Below are 20295 nucleotides of genomic sequence, written 5' to 3'. Positions count from 1 at the left end.
CCTGTTGTTTAACGACAGACGCCCCACCGCCTGTCGACCGATGTTGAAGACCAGCCGCGTCCTTGCCGAAAATTATCGCATGCCCGGAATGCCCGAGCCCGGCAGACATCAATTGTGTCAGCGTACCTGTATCAGCGCACCTGAAGGCCCCAACGCCGACGCCCGGCTACGGCCAACGGAAGGTATGGCCGGTCACAGGCGGGTGGTGGCTCAAATGGTGATGGCTGCGGCGAAAATGTTCGCCGCGCTGCGCTCCCCAGCCCCTAATAGCGTCGCTTTACCCGTTGTTGCCGGTCGGGGGCTTATTTTATGCAACGCTGATATTAGGACATTATTAACCCTTCCGGAGAGGAAGCGTCAATAACCAACATAGCATAACAGTTAATATCTGGGGGCGACGTCCGTTCCTGCGCATCGCCACAGGACCGGCCGCACGGTGACCAGAAGCATCCGGAATATATCCGCCGAGGACGACTCCAAATTGGGGGCAGACGGCTACCGAATCAGCTGGCTTTCATCGTTTTTTCTTTGTGCCGCGAAGAAAGCGAAGATTGGGCGGAAACAAGCTGCAGGAGGCAGGGGGGCTCAAACAGAGCGCTGCGCCGATCCCGATTGGCCGCGGACGGAGCTAGCCGCCAACCAGCGACAGGCCGCGGGCACGCTCGCGCAGCAGGGACAGCAATTCACCGCGCCGGACTTCCGGCGTATCGACGGGCAAGACGAAACAAAGGGTCTTGTTGATGGCGCCGTGGCCGTCGTGGATCGGCGCGGCCATGCACCATGTGAAACGGTCGGCAAGGGCGGCGGTTTCGCTAAAACCTTGCCGGCGCGCCAGGGCGACGTCGGCGAAGAATTCCTCGGGCGCGATGACGCGGCCATCGGGCAGCTTGTAGTCGCCGGCGGGAATGAAGTTCTTGATTTCCTCCTCGCTCATATGGCCGACCAGCAATCGGCCCGATGCCGTCCAGGGGATCGACACCTCGACGCCGACATCGCTGGAGATGCGGAACGGGCCGGGTGAATCCCGGCAGTCGAGGACGACATATTTGTTGCCGCGCAGGCCGCAGAGCTGGACCGTCTCGCCGGTCTCGGCGGCCATCCTGTCCAGCGTCTCGAGGATGCGACGGTAATGCGCGTTGTGGTGCGAATAGGCCCAGCCGAACAGATGCATCGCCCGGCCAAAATAGACGTAGCCTTCGGTGCCGACATTTTCGAGCATCTCGGCTTCGAGCAGGCTGTTGACGATTTCATAGGTGGTTGAGCGCGGCGCGCCGATCATCCTGGCAATGTCGCCGACGCGCATCGGCGCCCGGTGCCTGAGCAGCGCCTCGAGCAGCATGATGACGCGGTCGATGCCGCGGCGGCGCTCGCCATTCTGTGGCGCGATGCCGCTTGCTTCGATCAGTTCGGTCACGCCGTCGCTCATCATTGGCATCCGCTCAAAATCATTTTCTGGTCCTCGTCTCAAGACGCTTGAAAGAAGTCAAGGCTCAGTCTAGCATCCCCTTTGTCCGATATACAGACATGATGTCTGAAATACCGGACAAAAGTGAACCGGGCAGAGAAAGTCCAGACGAGAAGACAGGCGGCTGCCGCAATGCTGCAACCGAGTGGTTTTCCCGTGCCGACCCTGCACGTCCGGACACAACCACAGAAGGGGAACAATCATGATGAAACCATCGTTTTTCGCATCCGCCAGCGCCCTTTGCCTCGGTCTCCTCCTGGCTATCGGCGTGGGCTTTGAGGCCAATGCCGCTGCCAAATGCATCAAGGGCGACCGCAAGGCGCCGTACACGATCGGCTGGGCCAACATCTATTCCGTGCCGACCTGGATGAAGCAGACGCAAGGCACGATCGAAGCCGAAGTTGAGACGTTGAAGAAGCAGGGGCTGGTCGACAAGCTGGTCGTGACCGACGCCCAGGGCGACGCCAATGTGCAGATCCAGCAGATCCAGTCGATGATCGATTCCGACGTCGACGCCATCATCCTGATTGCCGGTTCGTCGACCGCGCCGGCGCGCGTGATCGCGGATGCTTGTGCCAAGGGCATTGCCATCATCAACTTCGACAGCCTTGTCGATACCGACCAGGTCACCGCCAAGGTCAACACCGATTCCTCGCAGTGGGGCGACCAGGCGGCCAAGTTCCTGATCGACGCCATCGGCGGCAAGGGCAAGATCCTGATCCTCAACGGCCCGGCCGGCGTTTCGGTAAGCGACGACAGGCGCAAGGGCGCCGATGCCGAACTCAAGGCGCATCCCGACGTGACGGTGCTGGCCGAGACCAACACGCCCTACAATGTCGCCCCCGCCCAGGAAGCGGTGACCAGCCTGCTGTTCGCCAACCCCGAGATCGACGGCATCCTGTCGCTCGGGGGCGCTTTGTCGGCGGGCGCGGTGCTGGCGCTCGACAAGCAGGGTCGCGACCAGGTGCCGATCACCGGCGAGAACGCGCGCCAGTTCCTCGAACTGTGGAAGGAAAAGGGCCTGAAGAGCTGGGCGACCATGCAGCCGAACTGGCTCGGCGCCTTCGCCGCATACACCGCCGTCCAGGCGCTGGAGGGCAAGGACGTGCCGGCCTTCGTCAAGATCCCGCTGCCGGTGATCGACAATTCCAACATCGACGAATACCTCGCCCGGGCCAAGGATTTCCCGGCTGACGGCTACATCTATTCACCCTACGATGAGGAGCTGTTCAAGAAGCTGCTGGCCCAGAAATAAGCCTGAAGGGTTGTAGCATTGGCAACCATGGCTCCGCTCCTCGCGGCGCGGGGTGTGTCGAAGTCTTTCTTCGGCAACCCCGTTCTGCGCGACGTTTCCATCGCTCTCCAGCCGGGCCGCGTGCATGCGCTGCTCGGCGAGAACGGCGCGGGAAAGTCGACGCTGATCAACCTGCTGTCCGGGGCCCTGCGCCCGGACGGCGGGACAATCGAGGTCGACGGGCGCGCAGTGGCGCGTATGACGCCGGCGCTTGCGAGACAGGCCGGCATTGCTGTCGTGCAGCAGGAGCTCAGCCTGACAGCCAGCCTGTCGATTGCCGAGAACATCGGCCTCGGCGCCTATCCCAAGCGGTTCGGCCTGGTCGACTACAGCGCGCTTGCCGCGCGGGCGAAGGCCGCATGCGAACTGGTCGGTCTTCACGAGCCGCTGTCGACGCCTGTCGGACAGCTTCCGCTCGGGCGCCGGCAGATGGTGGAGATCGCCAAGGCGCTCTACCGCAAGCCGCGCGTGCTCATCCTGGACGAACCCACCTCGTCGCTGTCGGCGACGGAAACCAAGATCCTCACCGACCTGCTGGAGCGTTTGCGCAGCGAAGGCATTGCCATTCTCTACATCTCGCATCGGCTGAACGAAGTCATGAAACTCTGCCATCATGTCACCGTGCTCAAGGACGGCATCTGCACGGCGGACCGCTCGCTGGAGGGAACCGATGCCGCCGGGCTGGTGCGGCTGATGGTTGGGCGCGACCCCGGCGATCTCTTCCCGCAATGGCGGCCTTCGCCATCGCCCGCCACCGCAATCTCGGTCCGCGATTTTTCGGCCGGCCTGATGCGTGACGTCGATCTCGACATCAGGACCGGCGAAGTGCTGGGCATTGGCGGCCTGGTCGGGCAGGGGCAGGAGGATCTGTTGCTCGGCCTTTACGGCGCAATCCCGGCCAGGACGGCATCGGCGACGGTCAACGGCGCGCCGGGGCTGCCGGGTGGCGTGCCGAGAGCCAATGCGCTTGGCCTTGCCTATGTGCCGGCCGACCGCAAGCGCGAGGGGCTGCACCTGATCCACACCATCACCACCAACATGATGTTGCCCGCCTTCGCCAGACTGCCGGCGCTGAAGCTGCGCAGCCGGCGAGCCGAGCGCGAGACGGCAAGGGGCCTTGCCACCCAGCTTGGCATCAAGGGCGACCTTGCACGGCAGGCGCAGGCACTTTCCGGCGGCAACCAGCAGAAAGTCGCGCTGGCGAAATGGATGCCGCACGACCCGCTTGTGCTGCTGCTCAACGATCCGACGCGCGGCGTCGACGTCGAGACCAAGCGCGAGATCTATTTGATGCTCCGAGCCTTCGCCGCCGCCGGCAAGGCCGTGGTGCTGCTCAGCTCAGATACGCCCGAACTGGTGCATCTTTGCGAGCGCGTCGCGGTGGTGCGGGAAGGCCGCATCGCAGCCATGCTGGAGCGCGCGGCGCTGAGCGAGGAAGCCATCGTTTCGGCCGCGATGGGCGCCGAGAATCGGAAGGTCGCGGCATGAGCACTGTGTCTTCCGCGCGGCCCGCCGGCGCGCTCTACTGGCCGGTGCAGGCGCGCCGCAACATCGGCGTGCGCAGCCTGTTCCTCGTCGTGCTGGCTTTTCTCATCGCCTACGGGTTCCTTTTCCCTGGCCTGTTTTCGGCCTCCGGCTTCGCCAAGTTCACCCAGAGCTGGTTCCCGCTGGCGCTGGTCGCTATGGCACAGGCGATCCTCATGCTCACCGGCGGCATCAGCCTGGCGATCGGCCCCACTGTCAGCCTCGGAGCGGTTATTGCCGCGACGACGATGGCGGGACCTCTGGGCGTCACAGGCGGCGCCGCTGCGGTGGCGCTGACCGGCCTTGGCATCGGTGCTGCGACCGGCTTCATCGTGGTGCGGCTTCGCCTGCCGGCGATCGTGGTGACGCTTGCCGGGTCCTTCATCATCGGCGGTGCAGCACTGCTGATCCTGCCCAGGCCCGGCGGCGCCATTCCCGAATGGCTGTCCGACCTGCTTGCCGGCGACACGCCCACGGCCTTCGTGCTTTTGGTGGCGATCGTTCTTCTGTGGAAGCTCTATCTCGCAACGCCGCTGGGCTTGAGCCTCTATGCCGCCGGCGAGAACCCGGTCGGCGCCTATCGCTCCGGCGTGCCGGTCGATGCCGCGCGGGTCGCCGCTTATGCGATCAGTGGCCTTTTGTCGACAGGCGCCGGCCTGTTCGTCGCCGCGCAAACGGGCTCTGGCGACCCGGTCATCGGAGCGGCCTTCACGCTCAACTCCATCGCCGCCGCCGTGCTCGGCGGCATCGGCTTCCTCGGCGGGCAGGGCACGATGCGCGGCGCGCTCGCTGGCAGCCTGCTGCTCAGCCTGATGATCAGCGTCATGTTCTTCCTCGGCTTCACGCCGGTCGCCCAATATGTCGCCCAGGGTCTTATCATCATCGGCGCAGTCGCCATCCCGCAATTCCGCAAGGTGCAGTAATGACAGGATGGAAAGACAGCGCGGGCGGCAGGCGGGTCATGGCGATCCTCTCCAGCCGGCCGTTCCTGACGGTTGCCATCGTCGCCGCGGTCTGGATCGCGGCAAGCTTCGCGTCGCGCGGCTTCGGCGCCTATGGCCATCTGCGCTATCTGGTCGAACTCGGCGCCGTCATCGGCCTGGTCGCGGCAGGCCAGACTTTCGTCGTGATCGCCGGCGGCATCGACCTTTCGGTCGCGGCGATCGTCACCGTCAGCGCCATCAGCCTGCCGCTGCTGTCATGGCAGGCCGATCCGACCGGCCTTGCCCCAGTGCTTGCGGTGCTGGCGCTGACCACGATCATCGGCCTGGTCAACGGGCTTGGCGTGGCATTGCTGCGCGTTCATCCGATGATCATGACACTGGCCATGGCGACCTTCCTGCAGGGCCTGCTGATCATCATTGCCGGCGGCAGCGCCGTCACCGCCGAGAACCCGCTGGTCCATTGGCTCGGCAATGCGCGGCCGGCCGGTATTCCGGCCGGCGTGCTGTTGTGGGTGGCCGTTTCGATGATCGTGTTGACGGTCATGCACGCGACGCCCTTCGGCGCCCGCATCTTCGCCATGGGCGCCAATCCGCTCGCCGCTGCGCTGTCCGGGGTGCCGGTCACGTCGACGACGCTTGCCGTCTACGGTATCAGCGGTTTCACTTCGGGCCTCGCCGGCGTGCTTGTGCTGGGCATGAACGGGCAGGGCTATGTCGGGATCGGCGATCCCTATCTGCTCGCGTCGATCGCCGCCGTGGTGCTTGGCGGCACGTCGATCCTCGGTGGGCTCGGCACCTATGCCGGCACCATTCCCGGCGCGATCCTGCTGGTGACCATCACCGCCCTGATCACCGTCGTCAACGCGTCGCCCGGCTGGCGAAGCATCCTGTTCGGCTCGCTGATCCTGGGGCTGCTGCTCCTCTCAGGCCGTGAGCAGGCCCGCCGATGAAATCTCGTCCAGCCGATAGATACGTTTTGCGTTGCCGAAAAACAGCGCCGCCTGCTCGTCCGCGGAAAGGTCCGCTGCAATGGTCTTGAAGCTGTCGTACACCTCGTCGAACGATGCGTGCAGGCCGGCGACCGGAAAGTCGCTGCCGAACATGGCGCGTCCGGTGCCGAAACAGTCGATGCAATGCAGGACGACCGGCCGCAGGCTGTCGAGCGTCCACTCATGATCGTAGGCGACCAGATCCGAAATCTTGATGGCGACATTGTCGTGCTCAGCCAGAAGCCGCAGCCCGTCGCGCCATCTGCGCATGCCCTCGGCGTCGCGATCGATCGGGCTGCCGCAATGGTTGAGGACGAACTGGTGGTCGGGGAAGGCGGCTGCAAGCCGCGCTGCATCACTGAGCTGGCGTGGAAACACCATCAGGTCGAAGGAAAGGCGATGCGCGCCAAGCAAGGCAAGGCCGGCGCGCCAGGCTGGATCGTCCATGATCCCATCGCGGGCGGCGAAGCGGCGCGCAGGATCGGGATCCCAGCTCAGTATGTCGCGAACGCCGACGACGTGGTCGAATGCCGCCTGCGCGTCGAGCAGAGCGGGTGCTTCTCGGCTGGCGAGCGGCACATGGACGACATAGCGGTCGGCGACACCGCGCGACTTGTCGAGCGTCTCCAGCCAGCGCGTTTCGCCGACGCAATCGTCGCTCGCCCAGCCGGCTTCGACATGGACGGTGGCGACGACATCATGCCCCGCGGCGTCGCGTCGATAATCCTCGGGGAGATAGTTGCGGCGCAAGGGGCCAAGCTCGCCCAGCCCGCCGCGTTCGGCGGCGGTGGCTGTGAGCCAGGGATGCCGGTCGAGGCCAAGATCCCAAAGATGATGATGGGCGTCGATGATCGGTCCGGCGTAGGGTTTCGGCACGCGTCTCTCTCAAGGTCGGACCGGCTTTGGCATTCGGTCCGGGCTTCTACAGGCGACGGCGAAAGGGGTAGCATCGGATGAACGAAAACACACCGGTTCCGCCGCTCGTCGTGCGTGAAAATTTTCTGCTCGACGACCGTATCCGTGGCGTGCCGCCCGGCACCTCCGGGCTGGACAGCAGCCTGGTCGCGTCACAGCGCTGGCATCCGGCCGAGGGTCGCATGTCGCTGCCGCTGCTGACCCTCGACGAGAGCGCCTTCGCCGCCAATCGCGACCTGTTCCTGCGCTATGCGCGTGAGCAGGGTGTCGCGATCGCGCCGCATGCCAAGACACCGATGGCGCCCGACCTTGCCCGGTCGCTGGTCGAGGCCGGAGCCTGGGGCACCACCGTCGCCGATATCAGGCAGGCCACGGTGATGCTGAAGGCCGGTCCGACGCGATTGATCATCGCCAACGAGGTCGGTGGTGCTGGCGGCGCGAACCGGCTGGCGACGCTGGCCAGCGCCTGGCCGAACGCCGAGCTTCACGTCTTTGCCGACTCCGTCGCCGCCGTGAACGCGCTGGCCGGGGCTTGGCGCGCCAATGGCGCGCTGCCGCCGTTGCGCGTTCTGGTCGAACTGGGCGCGGGCAGGGCGGGCGCACGGACCACCGCCGAGGCCGAGGCGATCGCCGACGCGATCACGGCCGCCGGCGGGCGACTGCTGATCGCTGGTGTCGCAACCTATGAAGGGGCAGCGGCGCAACCCGATCCCGGCCGCACCGACGAAGCGGTGTCGGCCCTGCTGGCGACGACGGCCGACATGTTCCTCAGGCTGCGCGCCCGCGTCGGCAGCGGTGTGCCGCTGATCGCCACCGCCGGCGGCTCGGTCTTCTTCGACAAGGTTGTTGCCGCACTTTCGCCTGTTGTTTCCAGGGATGGCAACGCGACGCTGGTGTTGCGCAGCGGCGCCATCTTCTTCCACGACCATGGCATCTACGACCGCTCGCTCGGCACGCTCGACGCTCGCAAGGGCTTTGCGATCGGTGGCGTCGATGCGTCGGCGCGAAACTCCTTCCGTCCGGCCTTGCGCGTCTGGGCCGAAGTGCTGTCGCGGCCGGAACCTGGCCTCGCCATCTGTGGCATGGGCATGCGCGACGTCTCATTCGACCAGGGTTTTGCGACGCCGCTGACGGTTTTCCGCGACGGCAAGCCGCTGCCTGCACAGGCCAGGTTCGCCGAAGTCTTCAAGCTCAACGACCAGCACGCCTTCCTGTCGCTGGCACCCAGCGCCGATATCGCCGTCGGTGACGTCATCGAATTCGGCATCTCGCACCCCTGCACCTGCCTCGACCGCTACCGCGTGATCTTTGGTGTCGACGAGAGCGGGCACGTCCGCCACGCCTTTCCAACCTATTTCGGCTGATCAGGCCCCAAAAGAGAACCACGAAAGGATCCGATATGATCAAGTATTTCCAGTCCGGCTCGCGCATGTCGCAGGCGGTCGTCTATGGCGGCCTCGTGCACATAGCGGGCCAGGTGGCCGACGACCGCAAGGCTGGCATCGAAAGCCAGACTAGCGACGTGCTGGCCAAGGTCGAGGCGCTGCTGGCCGAGGCCGGCAGCAACAAGTCGAAGCTGGTGGCGGTCAACATCTTCCTGCCGCAGATCGGCGACTTCGAAGCCATGAACAGCATCTACGACGCCTGGGTCGATCCTGAGCGCCTGCCGGCTCGCGCCTGCGTCGAGGCGCGCCTGGCCGATCCCGATTTGCGCATCGAGGTCACCGCGGTCGCGGCGGTCTGAGGCCATGCATACCGGCCTCGTCCACACGCTCGACTTCGACCGCGACGGCAAGACGCTGGGTCATCTCAGCATTCCGTTCTCGATCGACCGTTCGCCCTATTTCCAGATCAAGGTGCCAATCTGCCTGATCCGCAATGGCGAAGGTCCGTCGCTGCTGCTGATGGCCGGCAACCACGGCGACGAATATGAGGGCGAGCTGTCGCTTGCGAAGCTGATGCGCCGGCTCGACCCGAGGCAGATCAAAGGTCGTATCACCATCCTGCCGATGGCGAACACGCCGGCGGTGATGGCCGCCAAGCGCTGCTCGCCGCTCGACGGCGGCAATCTCAACCGCGCCTTTCCGGGCGATCCCTCTGGCACGCCGACCAGCCGGCTCGCCAATTTCCTCGAGACGGATTTGTTCCCCCGCCACGATGTCGTCTTCGACATCCATTCGGGCGGCACGTCGATGGAGCATTTGCCGACAGCGCTGGTCGAGCGCAATGCCGATCCCGAACGCCACCGGCGCAGCGTGGAACTGATGCGCTCGCTCGGCATGCCCTATGGCTTCGTCGCTGACAACGGTCCATCGTCACCGACCTCGATGGGTGCGGCGCGCCGGGCCGGCGCCATCGGCGTCAGCGGCGAGTTTGGCGGTGGCGGTACCGCAACGGTCGACAGTATGGCGTTCACCGCCCACGCGCTGGATAGCCTGATGGTTGCGCTCGGCGTGGTCGAGGCGCCGGTCCTGGCGCCGGAGGCCGTGCCCGCGGCGCCGACGCGGTTGTTGTCGCTGTCCCGTCACAGCCAGGGCCTCTATGCCACGCGTTGCGGCTGGTTCGAGCCGGCGGTCAGGCTCGGCGATAATGTGACTTCAGGACAATTGGCCGGCTGGTATCACGATCTTGAGCGGCTCGATCTGGCCGAGGAGGCGCTGCACTTCGCCGAAGGCGGCATCGTGCTGTCGCGTCGGCTGCATACGATGTGCGAGGCGGGGGACTGTCTCATGCAGGTCGCCGAGCCGGTCGAGAGCTGACCATAAAGCCGTGCCAGGATCAGGACTGAGGATATTTCATGCAGCTTTCGATGTGGACCTATCCCTGGGACATCCAGGATATCGGCCTGGAGACGGTCGAACGCGACCTCGTGGAGCGCGCCGGGCTCAATATGATCAGCCTGGCGACCTCCTATCATGCCGGCCGCTTCCTGCAGCCGCGCAGTCCGCACCGCAAAGCCTATTTTCCGGAGGACGGCACCATCTATTTCAAGCCGACCGCGGCGCGCTGGGCGAGCCTCGCCATCCAGCCCAAGGTGGCCGACGTGATCGCACAAGGCGGCGACGTACTCGGCAACCTTGTCCGCCGGCGCGATGCAGGTGGGCTTGGGGTCTCGTGCTGGACCGTCTGCCTGCACAACACGCGGCTCGGCATGCTGCATCCGCAGGCCGTCACCCGCAACGCCTTCGGCGATGCCAATTACTACAATCTCTGTCCCTCGCATCCGGATGCGCGCGCCTATGTCCGGGCGCTCGTCGCCGATATCTCGCATGGCTACAGGCCGGACCGGATCGAGCTCGAAAGCCCGTCCTTCATGGGCTTTGCACATGAATATCATCACGAGAAAGACGGCGTCGGGCTGACGCCAGAAGACGACTTTCTGCTGTCGCTGTGTTTTTGTCCCGCCTGCCTTGCCCGCGCGGCCAGCGCCGACATCGACGGTGAAGCGACGCGCAAGCTGGTCAGGCAATGGATCGCCGAGACCTGCGAGCGCGCGGTGCCGAAACGACGCTTTCCCGGCTTTCCCATCAGTGGCCTCGATACCTTCCTGCCTTGGCCGGAACTGCATGCCTATCTCATCTGGCGCTTCGAGCCGGTAACCAGCCTGGTTGCGGAACTGCGCGAGGCCGCTCACCCCGGCACGCGTGTCGTCATCATCGATCTGAAAGACGGCTGGCTCGGCGGCTGCGATCTCGAAGCACTCGGCAAGGTCTGCGACGGCGCGATCCTGTGCGCCTACGACATGCAGGCCGGCGATGTCGCAAGCCTGATGGCGGCCGGTCGTGCGGCGCTCGGACCTGAAAAATTCCTTGGTACAGGCTATCGCCTCTTCTATCCGGAGATGGCCGGCCCCGAAGTGCTGGCCGCCAAAGTGAAGCCGGCGAAAGCGCCTGATATCGATGGCATCAATTTCTACAATTACGGCCTTGTTCCTGCGGCGCGGCTCGACTGGATAGGGGCAGCATTGTCTGCTTGAGCATGCCGACACGGCCAGCGTCGGTGCGGGCGATCGGGAACGCCGTGCGATGGCGCCCGATGGGTGCGCCGGTGCGGTTTCTCGCCGCGGCTCCGACACCAGGCAGGAACGATCTGCGGGTTGATGCATTTTGCCCTTGGCCAATCACCCGAGGGGATCCATGCGAATTGCTCATGTCGCGCCGCTTTACGAGTCGGTTCCGCCCAGGCTTTATGGCGGCACCGAGCGTATCGTTTCCTACCTGACCGAGGCGCTGGTAGATCTCGGCCATGAGGTGACGCTGTTCGCCAGCGGCGACAGCCGGACCTCGGCGAAGCTGGTGCCCGGGCGCGAATGCGCGCTTCGGCTTGATCCGCGCCCGAAGAAATCCGAAGTGGCGGCGCATCTCGCGATGCTGGCGGAAGTCCGGGAGCGGGCCGACCAATTCGACGTCATGCATTTCCACCTCAGCCACTTCCTGCATTTTCCCTTCTTCCAGGATATGGCGGAGCGAACGGTGACGACACCGCATGGCAGGCTGGATTATGTCGATCTGGCGCCCGCCTATCGGCGCTTCCCGCCCTTTCCTATGATTTCCATCTCGCATAGCCAAAGGGCAGGGCTGGCCGACGCCAACTGGCTGGCGACGATCCTGCACGGCCTGCCGGTCGATATCTACCAGCCGATCTTCGAGGAGGCCGAGGAGCCTTACCTTGCCTTTCTCGGTCGGCTTTCGCGCGACAAGCGGCCGGACCGCGCCATCGAGATCGCCAGGCGCTCGGGGTTGAGGTTGAAGCTGGCGGCCAAGATCGGCGACGACGACCGCGCCTTTTTCCACGAGGTTGTCGAGCCGCTGATCGACGGCGACCACGTCGATTTTGTCGGCGAGATCGCTGAGGACGAGAAGGCGGAGTTCCTCGGCAACGCCGCAGGCCTGCTGTTTCCCATCGACTGGCCGGAGCCATTCGGTCTTGCGCCGATCGAGGCGATGGCCTGCGGCACGCCGTCGATCGCCTGGAACTGCGGCGCCTTGCCGGAGGTCATCGACCAGGGTGTGACCGGCTTTGTCGTTAATTCGATGGACGATGCGGTGGCTGCAGTGCCGGCTCTGCTTCAACTCGACAGGCGAAAGGTGAGGGCCGCCTTCGAAAAGCGGTTTTCCGCCCAGAGAATGGCCCGCGACTATGTGGCCGCCTACGCGCGCCTGCTCGCCGGCTCAGCCGAAGCGAAGGCCTCATGAGCGATAGCGCTTGACTTGGGCGGGGGGAGCAAACGGGAAAGATGTGACGGATGACAGAACTCGACGAGCGCAAGCTCGATCCCGCCGTGGCCCTGGCCTCCCTGGACGAGACCGCGCCACGCGAGCCGCATCGGCTGTTCGCGCTTAAGCAGGGTGACTGTTTTGCCGTCGCCGATGCCTATGGCGATATCAGAGGCGCCGGCGACGGGTTCTTCCGCGACGACACACGTGTGCTGTCGGAATTCAGGCTGACGGTCGGCGGCCGGCAGACATCGCTGCTCGGCGCTTCGCTCAGCCAGGACAATGTGCTGTTCACCAGCAATTTGACCAACCTGCCGATGCAGAGCGTTGGCGGTCGCGACATTCCGCAGGGCGCGATCCATATCGAGCGTGTCAGGCTGCTGTGGCAGGACCGGCTGTTCGAGCGCGTCACGCTTTCCAACTACAGCCAGGAAACCTCGGCCATCCGGGTTTCGCTGCACTTCGCCGCCGATTTCCGTGACATGTTCGAAGTGCGCGGCTCGACAAGGCTGAAGCGCGGCATGGCGCATGCGGCCGAGATGGATGCGACATCGGTGCTGCTTCGCTATGACGGGCTGGACGGGCTGGCGCGGTTGTCGGCGATCTCGTTCTCGCAGGCGCCGGATCAGCTGAGCGCGGAGCGTGCGGATTTCCTGATCGCGGTGACGAAGCGCAGCAGCAAGGTGCTTTACATCGAAGTCGGCCCGGAGGCGGCGGAGACGCCCGACCGCGACCGTTTCCGCGCCGCCGCGGCGCGCGCCCGCTTCGGCATGCGGGCCAAGCGCCGCCACGGTGCCACCGTGCACAGTTCGGGTCGCGTCTTCAACGATTGGGTCGAGCGCGCCCGTGCCGATGTGGCGCTGCTCACCACCGAGCTTGCTACAGGACCCTACCCCTATGCAGGCATCCCCTGGTTTTCGACGGCATTCGGCCGCGACGGCGTCATCTCGGCGCTGCAGATGCTGTGGCTCAACCCCGGCCTGGCGCGCGGCGTGCTCGCCTTCCTCGCCCAGCACCAGGCGACGGAGACCTCGCCGTTCAGCGACTCTCAGCCGGGCAAGATCATGCACGAGACCCGCAAAGGTGAAATGGCGGCGCTGCGCGAGCTTCCCTTCGGCCGCTACTATGGCGGCGTCGACACGACGCCGCTCTACATCCATCTCGCCTGCGCCTATGCGGACCGTACGGGCGACATGGACTTCATCGACAGGCTGTGGCCGTCGCTCACTGCCGCCGCCGAATGGACTGAGGAGGCGAGCCGGGCGACCGGCTTCGTCACCTATCAGCGTGCCGCCGAATCCGGTCTCGCCAACCAAGGCTGGAAGGACAGTTTCGACTCGGTCTTCCACGCCGACGGCCGCATTCCCAAAGGCCCGATCGCGCTGGTCGAAGTGCAGGGCTATGTCTTTGCCGCGTTTCGTGGCCTGGCGGCGCTGGCGCGACGGAGGGGCGGATACGCACAGGCCGAGCATTGGGAGAGCCGCGCCGAAGAGATGCGGATCGCCGTCGAGCGAGACTTCTGGCTGGACGATCTCGGCTTTTACGCCCTTGCCATCGACGGCGCTGGCGAGCCCTGCAAGGTGCGGACCTCGAATGCCGGACATCTCCTTTTCGTCGGGCTGCCTGAACCGGCGCGGGCGCAGATGGTCGCCGACCAGCTTTTGTCCGCGACCTTCCACTCGGGCTGGGGGCTGCGGACGCTCGCGGACGATGCCGTGTTCTTCAATCCGATGTCCTATCACAACGGGTCGATCTGGCCGCATGACACCGCCATCTGCGGCGTCGGCCTCGCCCGCTATGGCGAACGCGAAAGCGTGGTCCGGCTGATGAGCGGCACATTCGAGTCCGCCGTGCATTTCAACATGCGGCTGCCGGAACTGTTCTGCGGCTTTACCCGCTCGCCGGGCGAGGCGCCGATCGCCTATCCGGTCGCCTGCCTGCCGCAAGCCTGGTCGGCGGGCTCGGCTTTCATGCTGATGCAGGCCTGTCTTGGCCTCGAGATCGACGGCTGGGATGGCCAAATCCGGGTGACACGGCCAAGGCTGCCAATCGGTATCGACACGCTCACGCTCCGGCATCTGAATGTCGGCGACAGGGCGGTCGACCTGACCTTCCAGCGCGTCGGCGACCGGGTCGTCGCCTTTCTCGCCGATCGGCACGAAGGCCTGGTGCCGCTGATCGTCCGCACCTGAGGTGCGTTGATATTCAGGTGATGCCGGCGTGCAAACGGCGGTTTCCTGCGCTTCCGGTGCTCACGTACCCAAAAGTACGCTCCGCTCCGGTTCTCGGAACCCACCTTGTTTCGTCGCTTCGCGCCCGTATTCGACTCCGACTCGGCCTGACCTGAATCTCAACCCACCTCGGGACAGGAAATGTCGGAACCGATCGTCCGTTTGTGCGTTGCACAACCATACCGCCTTACGGCGGCCTGTCGCCACCCGACGGTGGCGGAGACGAAACAAGAAGAATGAGGCCTGCATCAGGCCCGGTGGCAAATTGGCGTTTCAATGACAGATTATGGCAGCGACTTACTATGGATCGTGATCCTGGCAAGTCTCGGACTTTCCGCCCTCGCGGTGTTTTTCTCGATATCCCGGCGACAGCGCACCCACGCTCCCGCCACGTACACCGCGGGTGAGGACGTGGCTTCCGAAGCGGCGCGCAAGGTGCTCAGGGAATTCGAGAAGAACGGCCAGTCGGTCGATGCGGCGCTGGTCACATGGTCACCCGAAACCTTGCGTAAGATCCTCACCGAAGACCTGCCGGAGGCGCAGGTCATCGTGGTGTCCAATCGCGAGCCTTATATCCACAATATGAAGGACGACGGCGTCGAGCTTGTGGTCCCGGCGAGCGGGCTGGTTTCGGCGCTGGAGCCGATCACGCGTGCCTGCTCCGGCACCTGGATCGCCTATGGGGGCGGGACGGCGGACCGCCAGATGGTCGACGAGGACGACCGGGTGCAGGTGCCGCCCGGCAATCCCTCCTACACCTTGCGCAGGGTCTGGCTGACCGAGGAGGAATATCAGGGCTACTATCTGGGCTTTGCCAATGAGGGCCTGTGGCCGCTCTGCCATATCGCCTTCACCCGGCCGATCTTCCGCGCCTCCGACTGGGAGGCCTACGAGGCCGTCAACCGCAAATTCGCCGACACGGTGGTCGCCGAAGCGCGCAACGAACGACCGATCGTGCTGGTCCAGGATTACCATTTCGCGCTGCTGCCGCGCATGATCCGCGAACGGCTGCCCGAAGCGATCGTCATCACCTTCTGGCACATCCCTTGGCCGAATTCGGAAGTGTTCAGCATCTGCCCATGGCGCGAGCGCATCCTCGATGGGCTGCTCGGCAGCTCGATCATCGGCTTCCACACTCAGTTCCATGCCAATAACTTCACCGAAAGCGTCGACCGCTTCCTGGAAAGCCGGATCGAGCGGGCAGATGCGGCCATCTCTTATGGCGGCCAGACAACGCTGGTGCATGCCTACCCCATCTCTATAGAATGGCCGGCGGAACTTCTGGCAACGCTGCCTGATGTCGATGCATCCCGCACCAGCCTGCGCGAGCGGTTCGGACTGAAAGCGGACGTCAAGCTGTGCGTCGGCGTCGAACGCCTCGATTACACCAAGGGCATTCTCGACCGTTTCCAGGCGTTGGAAGAATTGTTTATTCGGTATCCCGAATGGGTTGGGAAGCTGGTTCTCCTGCAGATCGCGGCACCCAGCCGCGGTACGCTGCCTGCCTACAAGCAACTCCACGATGAATGCCATCGCTATGCCGAAGAACTCAACCAGCGCTATGGCAGCAAAGGCTACAAGCCGGTGGTCATGGTGGCCGAGCATCACTCGCAGGAACAGGTCTACGAGATCTATCGCGCCGCCGATATCTGCATGGTCACCAGCCTGCATGACGGCATGAACCTCGTCGCCAAGGAGTTTGTCGCGGCGCGCGACGACGAACAGGGTGTGCTGATGCTCAGCACGTTTGCCGGGGCCTCGCGAGAACTGCTGGAGGCACTGATCGTCAATCCCTACGATCCGGCAATGATGAGCGAGGCGCTGTTGCAGGCGCTGACCATGACGCCCGAGGAGCAGCGGCAGCGCATGCGCCCGATGCGCGAGATGGTCCGCGACAACAATGTCTATCGCTGGGCCGGCAGCATGCTCATGGATGCGGCCCGCCTGCGCAAGCGCAGCGAGCTTGACCGGGTCACGACGAACGCCGAGCGCTCGGCGAACGCAAACGTCGACAATGTCGTCTCCTTGGTCGAGCGCAGACGCATGGCGGCCGGACTACGATGAGGATCGCAAAGCCGATGACACCGAATTTGCCGGAGGGAAAATGGGCGCTCTTCCTCGACATAGACGGCACCTTGCTCGAACACGCCGCGCATCCAGACAGCGTGTCGGTCAGCGATGAGTTGCGCCAGCTCATGCAAACGATGGAGCGGCGACTGGACGGTGCCGTCGCCTTTGTCACCGGACGATCGGTTTCCGCGGTCGATCGGCTGTTCCATCCCCTGAAGATGCGCGTCGCCGGCCTCTACGGGCTGGACCACCGGCTGACGCCGGACGGTCCGGTCGAGGCCGCGGACGAGCCGGCCGATATCGCCGCATTGGCCGACGAGATCGAAGCCGAACTCGGCAAGGGTGTCTATATCGAACGCAAAGGTCCGGTGCTGGCGGTCCATACGCGCGCCGCACCGCATTTGCTGGCGCGGGCAACCAGGCTGGTCGAGATGGCGCTGGACCGGCTGCCCGAGGGATATCGGGTGATCGCCGGCAATGCCGGGGTGGAACTGATGCCGCTCGAAGCCGCCAAGGGAGCGGCCATCCGGCGCTTCATGGAAATCCCGCCCTTCATCGGCCGGCGCCCGGTGTTCCTCGGCGACGACACGTCGGACGAGAACGGCTTCGAGACTGTCAATGGCGAAGATGGGATCTCGATCCGGATCAAGCCGCGCGGCCCGACCGCGGCGCGCCATGTCATTGCCGACGTCACCGATGCCATCGCCTGGCTTCAGGCCAATTTCGGTGACCCTGCCAAGCAAGCCGGCCGCGATGCCGCCGAATAGGCCTCAGAGCGGTTCATCGTTTCACGGAACCGCCGAACCGCTCTATCTGTTTGTTTTGACGCAATTCCGGACGGAAACCGCTACGCACCTTTCCTGGAATTGCTCTCCACCGGAAACAGGAAGGCGGCGCCCGGATCGAAAAACACTTGCCGGCGGCTGGGGGTGGCATCGTGCGCGGCCATGGCGGCGGAGGTCGGCCTGATGTCGATCTCCTGTCCGGTGGTGGTGCGCGCAACAATGCGCCGGCGTTCGCCATAGAAGGCGATGTCGACGACATCGACGGTGAGTTCCGCGCTCGCCGGGTTCCGCTCCAGGCGAAACGCCTCGGGACGGATCATCAATCTGGTTTTTTGTCCCCGTTCGAAACTACCGTTCGCGCTTATGCCTGAGACGAGCGAGCCGTCGGCAAGACGAATAGTCGCCGCGCCGCCGACCGTTTCGAGATGCTCGGCGGCCAAAAAGTTCGAATTGCCGATGAAGCCAGCGACGAAATCGGTCGCAGGCCTGAGATAGAGGTCCTCGCCGGTGCCGGTCTGCTCGATGCGGCCGTCCTTGAACAGCGCGATCCGGTCCGACAGGTGCAGCGCCTCTTCCTGATCGTGGGTGACGTAGAGAATGGTGACGCCGGTCTCGCGATGGATGCGGCGGATTTCGGCCTGGATTTCCTCGCGCAGCTTCTTGTCGAGCGCCGAGAGCGGTTCGTCCATCAACAGAATCGGCGGGTCGTAGGCCAGCGCGCGGGCGAGCGCGACGCGTTGCTGCTGGCCGCCCGACAGCGCGCCGGGCAGCCTTTCGGCAAAGCTCTCTAGCCGCACCAGAGCCAGCATGTCGGTGACCTTCTTCTTCACCTCGGCGTCGGGTCGGCGGCGAACGCGCAGCGGAAAGGCGACGTTCTCGGCGACGCTCAGATGCGGAAACAGCGTGTAGCGCTGGAACACCATGCCGATGTTGCGCTTGTGCGAAGGTACGGCGAGCAGCGACTTGCCCTGCAGCAGGACGTCGCCGGAGCTCGGATCCTGGAAGCCGGCAATGGCGTAGAGCGTCGTCGATTTCCCGGAACCGGAGGGGCCGAGGAAAGTCAAGAATTCGCCCTTGGGAATATCCAGCGTCACGTCATGCACTGCCGTGAAAGCACCGAATGCCTTGCGCAATTTGCGGATCGAGAGGAAGGGCTGGGTCATGTCTTGAACTTTCGGCGCAGCAGGGCCGTCACGATCATCAGGGCAAGGGTCAAGCCGACCAGCAGGCTGGAGGCGGCGGCGATCACCGGGCTGAGATCGGCGCGCAGACTGCCCCAGATCTTGACCGGCAAGGTCTGCAAGGTCGGGCTCGCCATGAAGATCGCGACGACAACTTCATCCCACGAGGCGAGGAAGGAAAAGATCGCGGCCGAAAAAATGCCGATGCGAATCGACGGCAAGGTGATCCGGAGCTTGGCCTGGAGCGGGCTGGCGCCGCAGACGATTGCCGCGTCTTCGATCGACTTGTCAAAGCCTTCGAGCGCGGTGGCGATCGGGATGATGGTGAAGGGCAAAGCGAGCACGGTGTGGGCGACGACGAAGCCGATGGTGGTGCCGCCGAGGCCAAGCCGGAGGAAGAAGGCGTAGATGGCGATGGCGAAGACCACGACCGGCAGCACCATGGGGGTCAGCAAGAGGCCGCGCAGGATTTCGCGCCCACGGAATTCCCCCCTGACCAGGGCAAAGGAAGCAAGCAGGCCGATCAGCACGGCAAGGATCGCCGTCAGCGCGGCGATGCGGGCGCTGGTGAGTGCTGCTTCAAGCCAGGACGGATCGGCGAACAATTCCTGATACCATTTCAGCGTCCAGCCGGGTGGCGGGAAGGCCAGCCAGCGCGACGAGCCGAACGAGAGCAGCACGATGAACACCACCGGCAGGAGCAGGAAGGCGGCGACGAGCGCGGTGAAGCCGAGCAGGGCAGTCTTCAGCCATCCCATGCGGTCGTAGTCGAGCAGCATCTCAGATGCCTCCCGTCGCGCGTCTGGCGCCAACGAGGCGCAGCTGCAGCGCATAGAGCGCCATGGTCGCGATAAGCAGGATGAAGGCTGCGGCGCTTCCCAGCCCCCAGTTGAGCAGCGACTGGATCAGTTGCGCGATCATCTCGGCAAGCATCATGTTGGAGGTGCCACCGAGCAGCGCCGGGGTGACGAAATAGCCGAGCGACATGACGAACACCATCAGGCCGCCGGCGGCGATGCCGGGCAGCGACAGCGGCAGCAGGATGCGGCGGAAGGCCTGGAAGGGGCTGGCGCCGCAAAGGGCTGCGGCACGCAGCGTCATCGGATCGATGGCGCGCAAGGTACCGACCAGCGGCAGGATCATGAACGGCAGCATGATGTAGACCATGCCGATGGTGACGCCGGTGAGGTTGTTGATGAGCGGCAGCGGCTGATCGATGATGCCGGTGGCCATCAGCGCCCGGTTGATCACGCCGGTGCGTTGCAGCAGCACCATCCAAGCATAGGTGCGGGTGAGCAGGTTGGTCCACATTGACAGGATGATGATGCCGAACATGACCGAGGCGAGCGACGGCGGCATGATGGCCAGCATCCAGGCGACGGGAAAGGCAACGAGGACCGTGACGATGGTGACGACCGCGGCGACGAGGAAGGTGTTGAAGAAGACCCGCGCATAGGTGCCGTCGCCGAGCAGTGCCGCATAGTTCTGCAGGCCGGGCGCGGGGTCGGTCACGCTGCGCAAGAGCAGAGCGAGGACCGGGACGACAAAGAAAAGCCCGATCAGCGTCAGCGCCGGCAGCAGGCCGCCAAGGCCTGCCGGCATCCGCATCGTCGCAATGCTCTGCTCAGTTTCCACCGACATGGCGTCACCCGGGTTGCGGAGCGGGACGACCGGGCCGTCC

At 64.7% G+C, this 20295-nt stretch carries 17 protein-coding genes; 12 read left to right on the top strand and 5 right to left on the bottom strand.

The window, feature by feature from the left end; translation table 11 throughout:
* Nucleotides 1–628 precede the first annotated feature (628 nt).
* Complete coding sequence (locus A6B35_RS23885; protein WP_006204632.1) at nucleotides 629–1429, bottom strand: IclR family transcriptional regulator; 801 nt, start codon at nucleotides 1427–1429, stop codon at nucleotides 629–631.
* A gap of 238 nt (nucleotides 1430–1667) precedes the next feature.
* On the opposite strand from A6B35_RS23885, the gene A6B35_RS23880 reads away from it, so the two are divergent.
* Genes A6B35_RS23880 through A6B35_RS23865 form a run of 4 tightly spaced genes read left to right on the top strand, consistent with a single transcriptional unit; the run spans nucleotide 1668 to nucleotide 6177 of the window.
* Nucleotides 1668–2720: an ABC transporter substrate-binding protein gene (locus tag A6B35_RS23880; protein ID WP_006204633.1), complete on the top strand. Its 1053-nt coding sequence runs from the start codon at nucleotides 1668–1670 to the stop codon at nucleotides 2718–2720.
* 27 nt (nucleotides 2721–2747) lie between these two features.
* The gene (locus A6B35_RS23875) at nucleotides 2748–4247 is read left to right on the top strand and encodes a sugar ABC transporter ATP-binding protein (protein WP_006204634.1); all 1500 of its coding nucleotides are present in this window, start codon (nucleotides 2748–2750) and stop codon (nucleotides 4245–4247) included.
* Nucleotides 4244–5206: an ABC transporter permease gene (locus tag A6B35_RS23870; RefSeq protein ID WP_006204635.1), complete on the top strand. Its 963-nt coding sequence runs from the start codon at nucleotides 4244–4246 to the stop codon at nucleotides 5204–5206. Before A6B35_RS23875 ends, A6B35_RS23870 begins: the two co-directional genes overlap by 4 nt.
* Nucleotides 5206–6177, top strand: a complete 972-nt coding sequence (locus A6B35_RS23865) for an ABC transporter permease (RefSeq protein ID WP_006204636.1) — start codon at nucleotides 5206–5208, stop codon at nucleotides 6175–6177. Before A6B35_RS23870 ends, A6B35_RS23865 begins: the two co-directional genes overlap by 1 nt.
* Here A6B35_RS23865 and A6B35_RS23860 read toward each other — a convergent pair.
* Nucleotides 6151–7092: an amidohydrolase family protein gene (locus A6B35_RS23860; protein ID WP_006204637.1), complete on the bottom strand. Its 942-nt coding sequence runs from the start codon at nucleotides 7090–7092 to the stop codon at nucleotides 6151–6153. The genes A6B35_RS23865 and A6B35_RS23860 overlap by 27 nt on opposite strands.
* Before the next feature lie 77 nt (nucleotides 7093–7169).
* On the opposite strand from A6B35_RS23860, the gene A6B35_RS23855 reads away from it, so the two are divergent.
* From A6B35_RS23855 to otsB, 8 genes are all read left to right on the top strand, one after another.
* Nucleotides 7170–8495 carry an alanine racemase gene (locus A6B35_RS23855; RefSeq protein ID WP_006204638.1) on the top strand — a complete coding sequence of 442 codons (1326 nt, stop codon included), beginning with the start codon at nucleotides 7170–7172 and terminating at the stop codon, nucleotides 8493–8495.
* A 35-nt stretch (nucleotides 8496–8530) separates the two neighbouring features.
* A complete protein-coding gene (locus tag A6B35_RS23850; RefSeq protein ID WP_006204639.1) occupies nucleotides 8531–8875 on the top strand; it encodes a RidA family protein in 345 nt (114 codons plus the stop codon).
* 4 nt (nucleotides 8876–8879) lie between these two features.
* Nucleotides 8880–9890 carry a succinylglutamate desuccinylase/aspartoacylase family protein gene (locus tag A6B35_RS23845; protein WP_006204640.1) on the top strand — a complete coding sequence of 337 codons (1011 nt, stop codon included), beginning with the start codon at nucleotides 8880–8882 and terminating at the stop codon, nucleotides 9888–9890.
* A gap of 38 nt (nucleotides 9891–9928) precedes the next feature.
* Nucleotides 9929–11107 carry a hypothetical protein gene (locus A6B35_RS23840; RefSeq protein ID WP_006204641.1) on the top strand — a complete coding sequence of 393 codons (1179 nt, stop codon included), beginning with the start codon at nucleotides 9929–9931 and terminating at the stop codon, nucleotides 11105–11107.
* A gap of 160 nt (nucleotides 11108–11267) precedes the next feature.
* Entirely contained in the window at nucleotides 11268–12326 is a 1059-nt protein-coding gene (locus A6B35_RS23835; RefSeq protein ID WP_006204642.1) for a glycosyltransferase family 4 protein, read from the top strand.
* Between the two features lie 50 nt (nucleotides 12327–12376).
* On the top strand, nucleotides 12377–14539 hold the full coding sequence (locus A6B35_RS23830; protein WP_006204643.1) for an amylo-alpha-1,6-glucosidase: 2163 nt from the start codon (nucleotides 12377–12379) through the stop codon (nucleotides 14537–14539).
* 315 nt (nucleotides 14540–14854) lie between these two features.
* Nucleotides 14855–16642, top strand: a complete 1788-nt coding sequence (locus A6B35_RS23825) for an alpha,alpha-trehalose-phosphate synthase (UDP-forming) (RefSeq protein WP_040583516.1) — start codon at nucleotides 14855–14857, stop codon at nucleotides 16640–16642.
* 14 nt (nucleotides 16643–16656) lie between these two features.
* A complete protein-coding gene (gene otsB, locus A6B35_RS23820) occupies nucleotides 16657–17415 on the top strand; it encodes a trehalose-phosphatase (RefSeq protein ID WP_244426018.1) in 759 nt (252 codons plus the stop codon).
* A gap of 80 nt (nucleotides 17416–17495) precedes the next feature.
* Here otsB and A6B35_RS23815 read toward each other — a convergent pair whose 3' ends face one another.
* Genes A6B35_RS23815 through A6B35_RS23805 form a run of 3 tightly spaced genes read right to left on the bottom strand, consistent with a single transcriptional unit; the run spans nucleotide 17496 to nucleotide 20255 of the window.
* Entirely contained in the window at nucleotides 17496–18596 is a 1101-nt protein-coding gene (locus A6B35_RS23815) for an ABC transporter ATP-binding protein (protein WP_006204650.1), read from the bottom strand.
* Nucleotides 18593–19393 carry an ABC transporter permease gene (locus A6B35_RS23810; RefSeq protein WP_006204651.1) on the bottom strand — a complete coding sequence of 267 codons (801 nt, stop codon included), beginning with the start codon at nucleotides 19391–19393 and terminating at the stop codon, nucleotides 18593–18595. Before A6B35_RS23810 ends, A6B35_RS23815 begins: the two co-directional genes overlap by 4 nt.
* A 1-nt stretch (nucleotide 19394) precedes the next feature.
* On the bottom strand, nucleotides 19395–20255 hold the full coding sequence (locus A6B35_RS23805) for an ABC transporter permease (RefSeq protein WP_040583517.1): 861 nt from the start codon (nucleotides 20253–20255) through the stop codon (nucleotides 19395–19397).
* Nucleotides 20256–20295 lie beyond the last annotated feature (40 nt).

It is taken from the genome of Mesorhizobium amorphae CCNWGS0123 (assembly GCF_001686985.1).
Taxonomy (GTDB): Bacteria; Pseudomonadota; Alphaproteobacteria; order Rhizobiales; family Rhizobiaceae; genus Mesorhizobium; species Mesorhizobium amorphae.
Note: the sequence above shows the minus strand (reverse complement) of the source record. Positions and strands in the feature narration are given on the sequence as shown.

Excerpts from the sequence above, each read along its gene's own strand:
- A6B35_RS23810 (WP_006204651.1), bottom strand. The coding sequence starts at position 19,393 with ATGCTGCTCGACTACGACCGCATGGGATGGCTGAAGACTGCCCTGCTC.
- A6B35_RS23825 (WP_040583516.1), top strand. The coding sequence starts at position 14,855 with ATGACAGATTATGGCAGCGACTTACTATGGATCGTGATCCTGGCAAGT.
- A6B35_RS23850 (WP_006204639.1), top strand. The coding sequence starts at position 8,531 with ATGATCAAGTATTTCCAGTCCGGCTCGCGCATGTCGCAGGCGGTCGTC.
- A6B35_RS23870 (WP_006204635.1), top strand. The coding sequence starts at position 4,244 with ATGAGCACTGTGTCTTCCGCGCGGCCCGCCGGCGCGCTCTACTGGCCG.
- A6B35_RS23885 (WP_006204632.1), bottom strand. The coding sequence starts at position 1,429 with ATGATGAGCGACGGCGTGACCGAACTGATCGAAGCAAGCGGCATCGCG.
- A6B35_RS23845 (WP_006204640.1), top strand. The coding sequence starts at position 8,880 with ATGCATACCGGCCTCGTCCACACGCTCGACTTCGACCGCGACGGCAAG.
- otsB (WP_244426018.1), top strand. The coding sequence starts at position 16,657 with ATGACACCGAATTTGCCGGAGGGAAAATGGGCGCTCTTCCTCGACATA.
- A6B35_RS23865 (WP_006204636.1), top strand. The coding sequence starts at position 5,206 with ATGACAGGATGGAAAGACAGCGCGGGCGGCAGGCGGGTCATGGCGATC.
- A6B35_RS23840 (WP_006204641.1), top strand. The coding sequence starts at position 9,929 with ATGCAGCTTTCGATGTGGACCTATCCCTGGGACATCCAGGATATCGGC.
- A6B35_RS23880 (WP_006204633.1), top strand. The coding sequence starts at position 1,668 with ATGATGAAACCATCGTTTTTCGCATCCGCCAGCGCCCTTTGCCTCGGT.
- A6B35_RS23875 (WP_006204634.1), top strand. The coding sequence starts at position 2,748 with ATGGCTCCGCTCCTCGCGGCGCGGGGTGTGTCGAAGTCTTTCTTCGGC.
- A6B35_RS23835 (WP_006204642.1), top strand. The coding sequence starts at position 11,268 with ATGCGAATTGCTCATGTCGCGCCGCTTTACGAGTCGGTTCCGCCCAGG.
- A6B35_RS23855 (WP_006204638.1), top strand. The coding sequence starts at position 7,170 with ATGAACGAAAACACACCGGTTCCGCCGCTCGTCGTGCGTGAAAATTTT.
- A6B35_RS23815 (WP_006204650.1), bottom strand. The coding sequence starts at position 18,596 with ATGACCCAGCCCTTCCTCTCGATCCGCAAATTGCGCAAGGCATTCGGT.
- A6B35_RS23805 (WP_040583517.1), bottom strand. The coding sequence starts at position 20,255 with ATGTCGGTGGAAACTGAGCAGAGCATTGCGACGATGCGGATGCCGGCA.
- A6B35_RS23830 (WP_006204643.1), top strand. The coding sequence starts at position 12,377 with ATGACAGAACTCGACGAGCGCAAGCTCGATCCCGCCGTGGCCCTGGCC.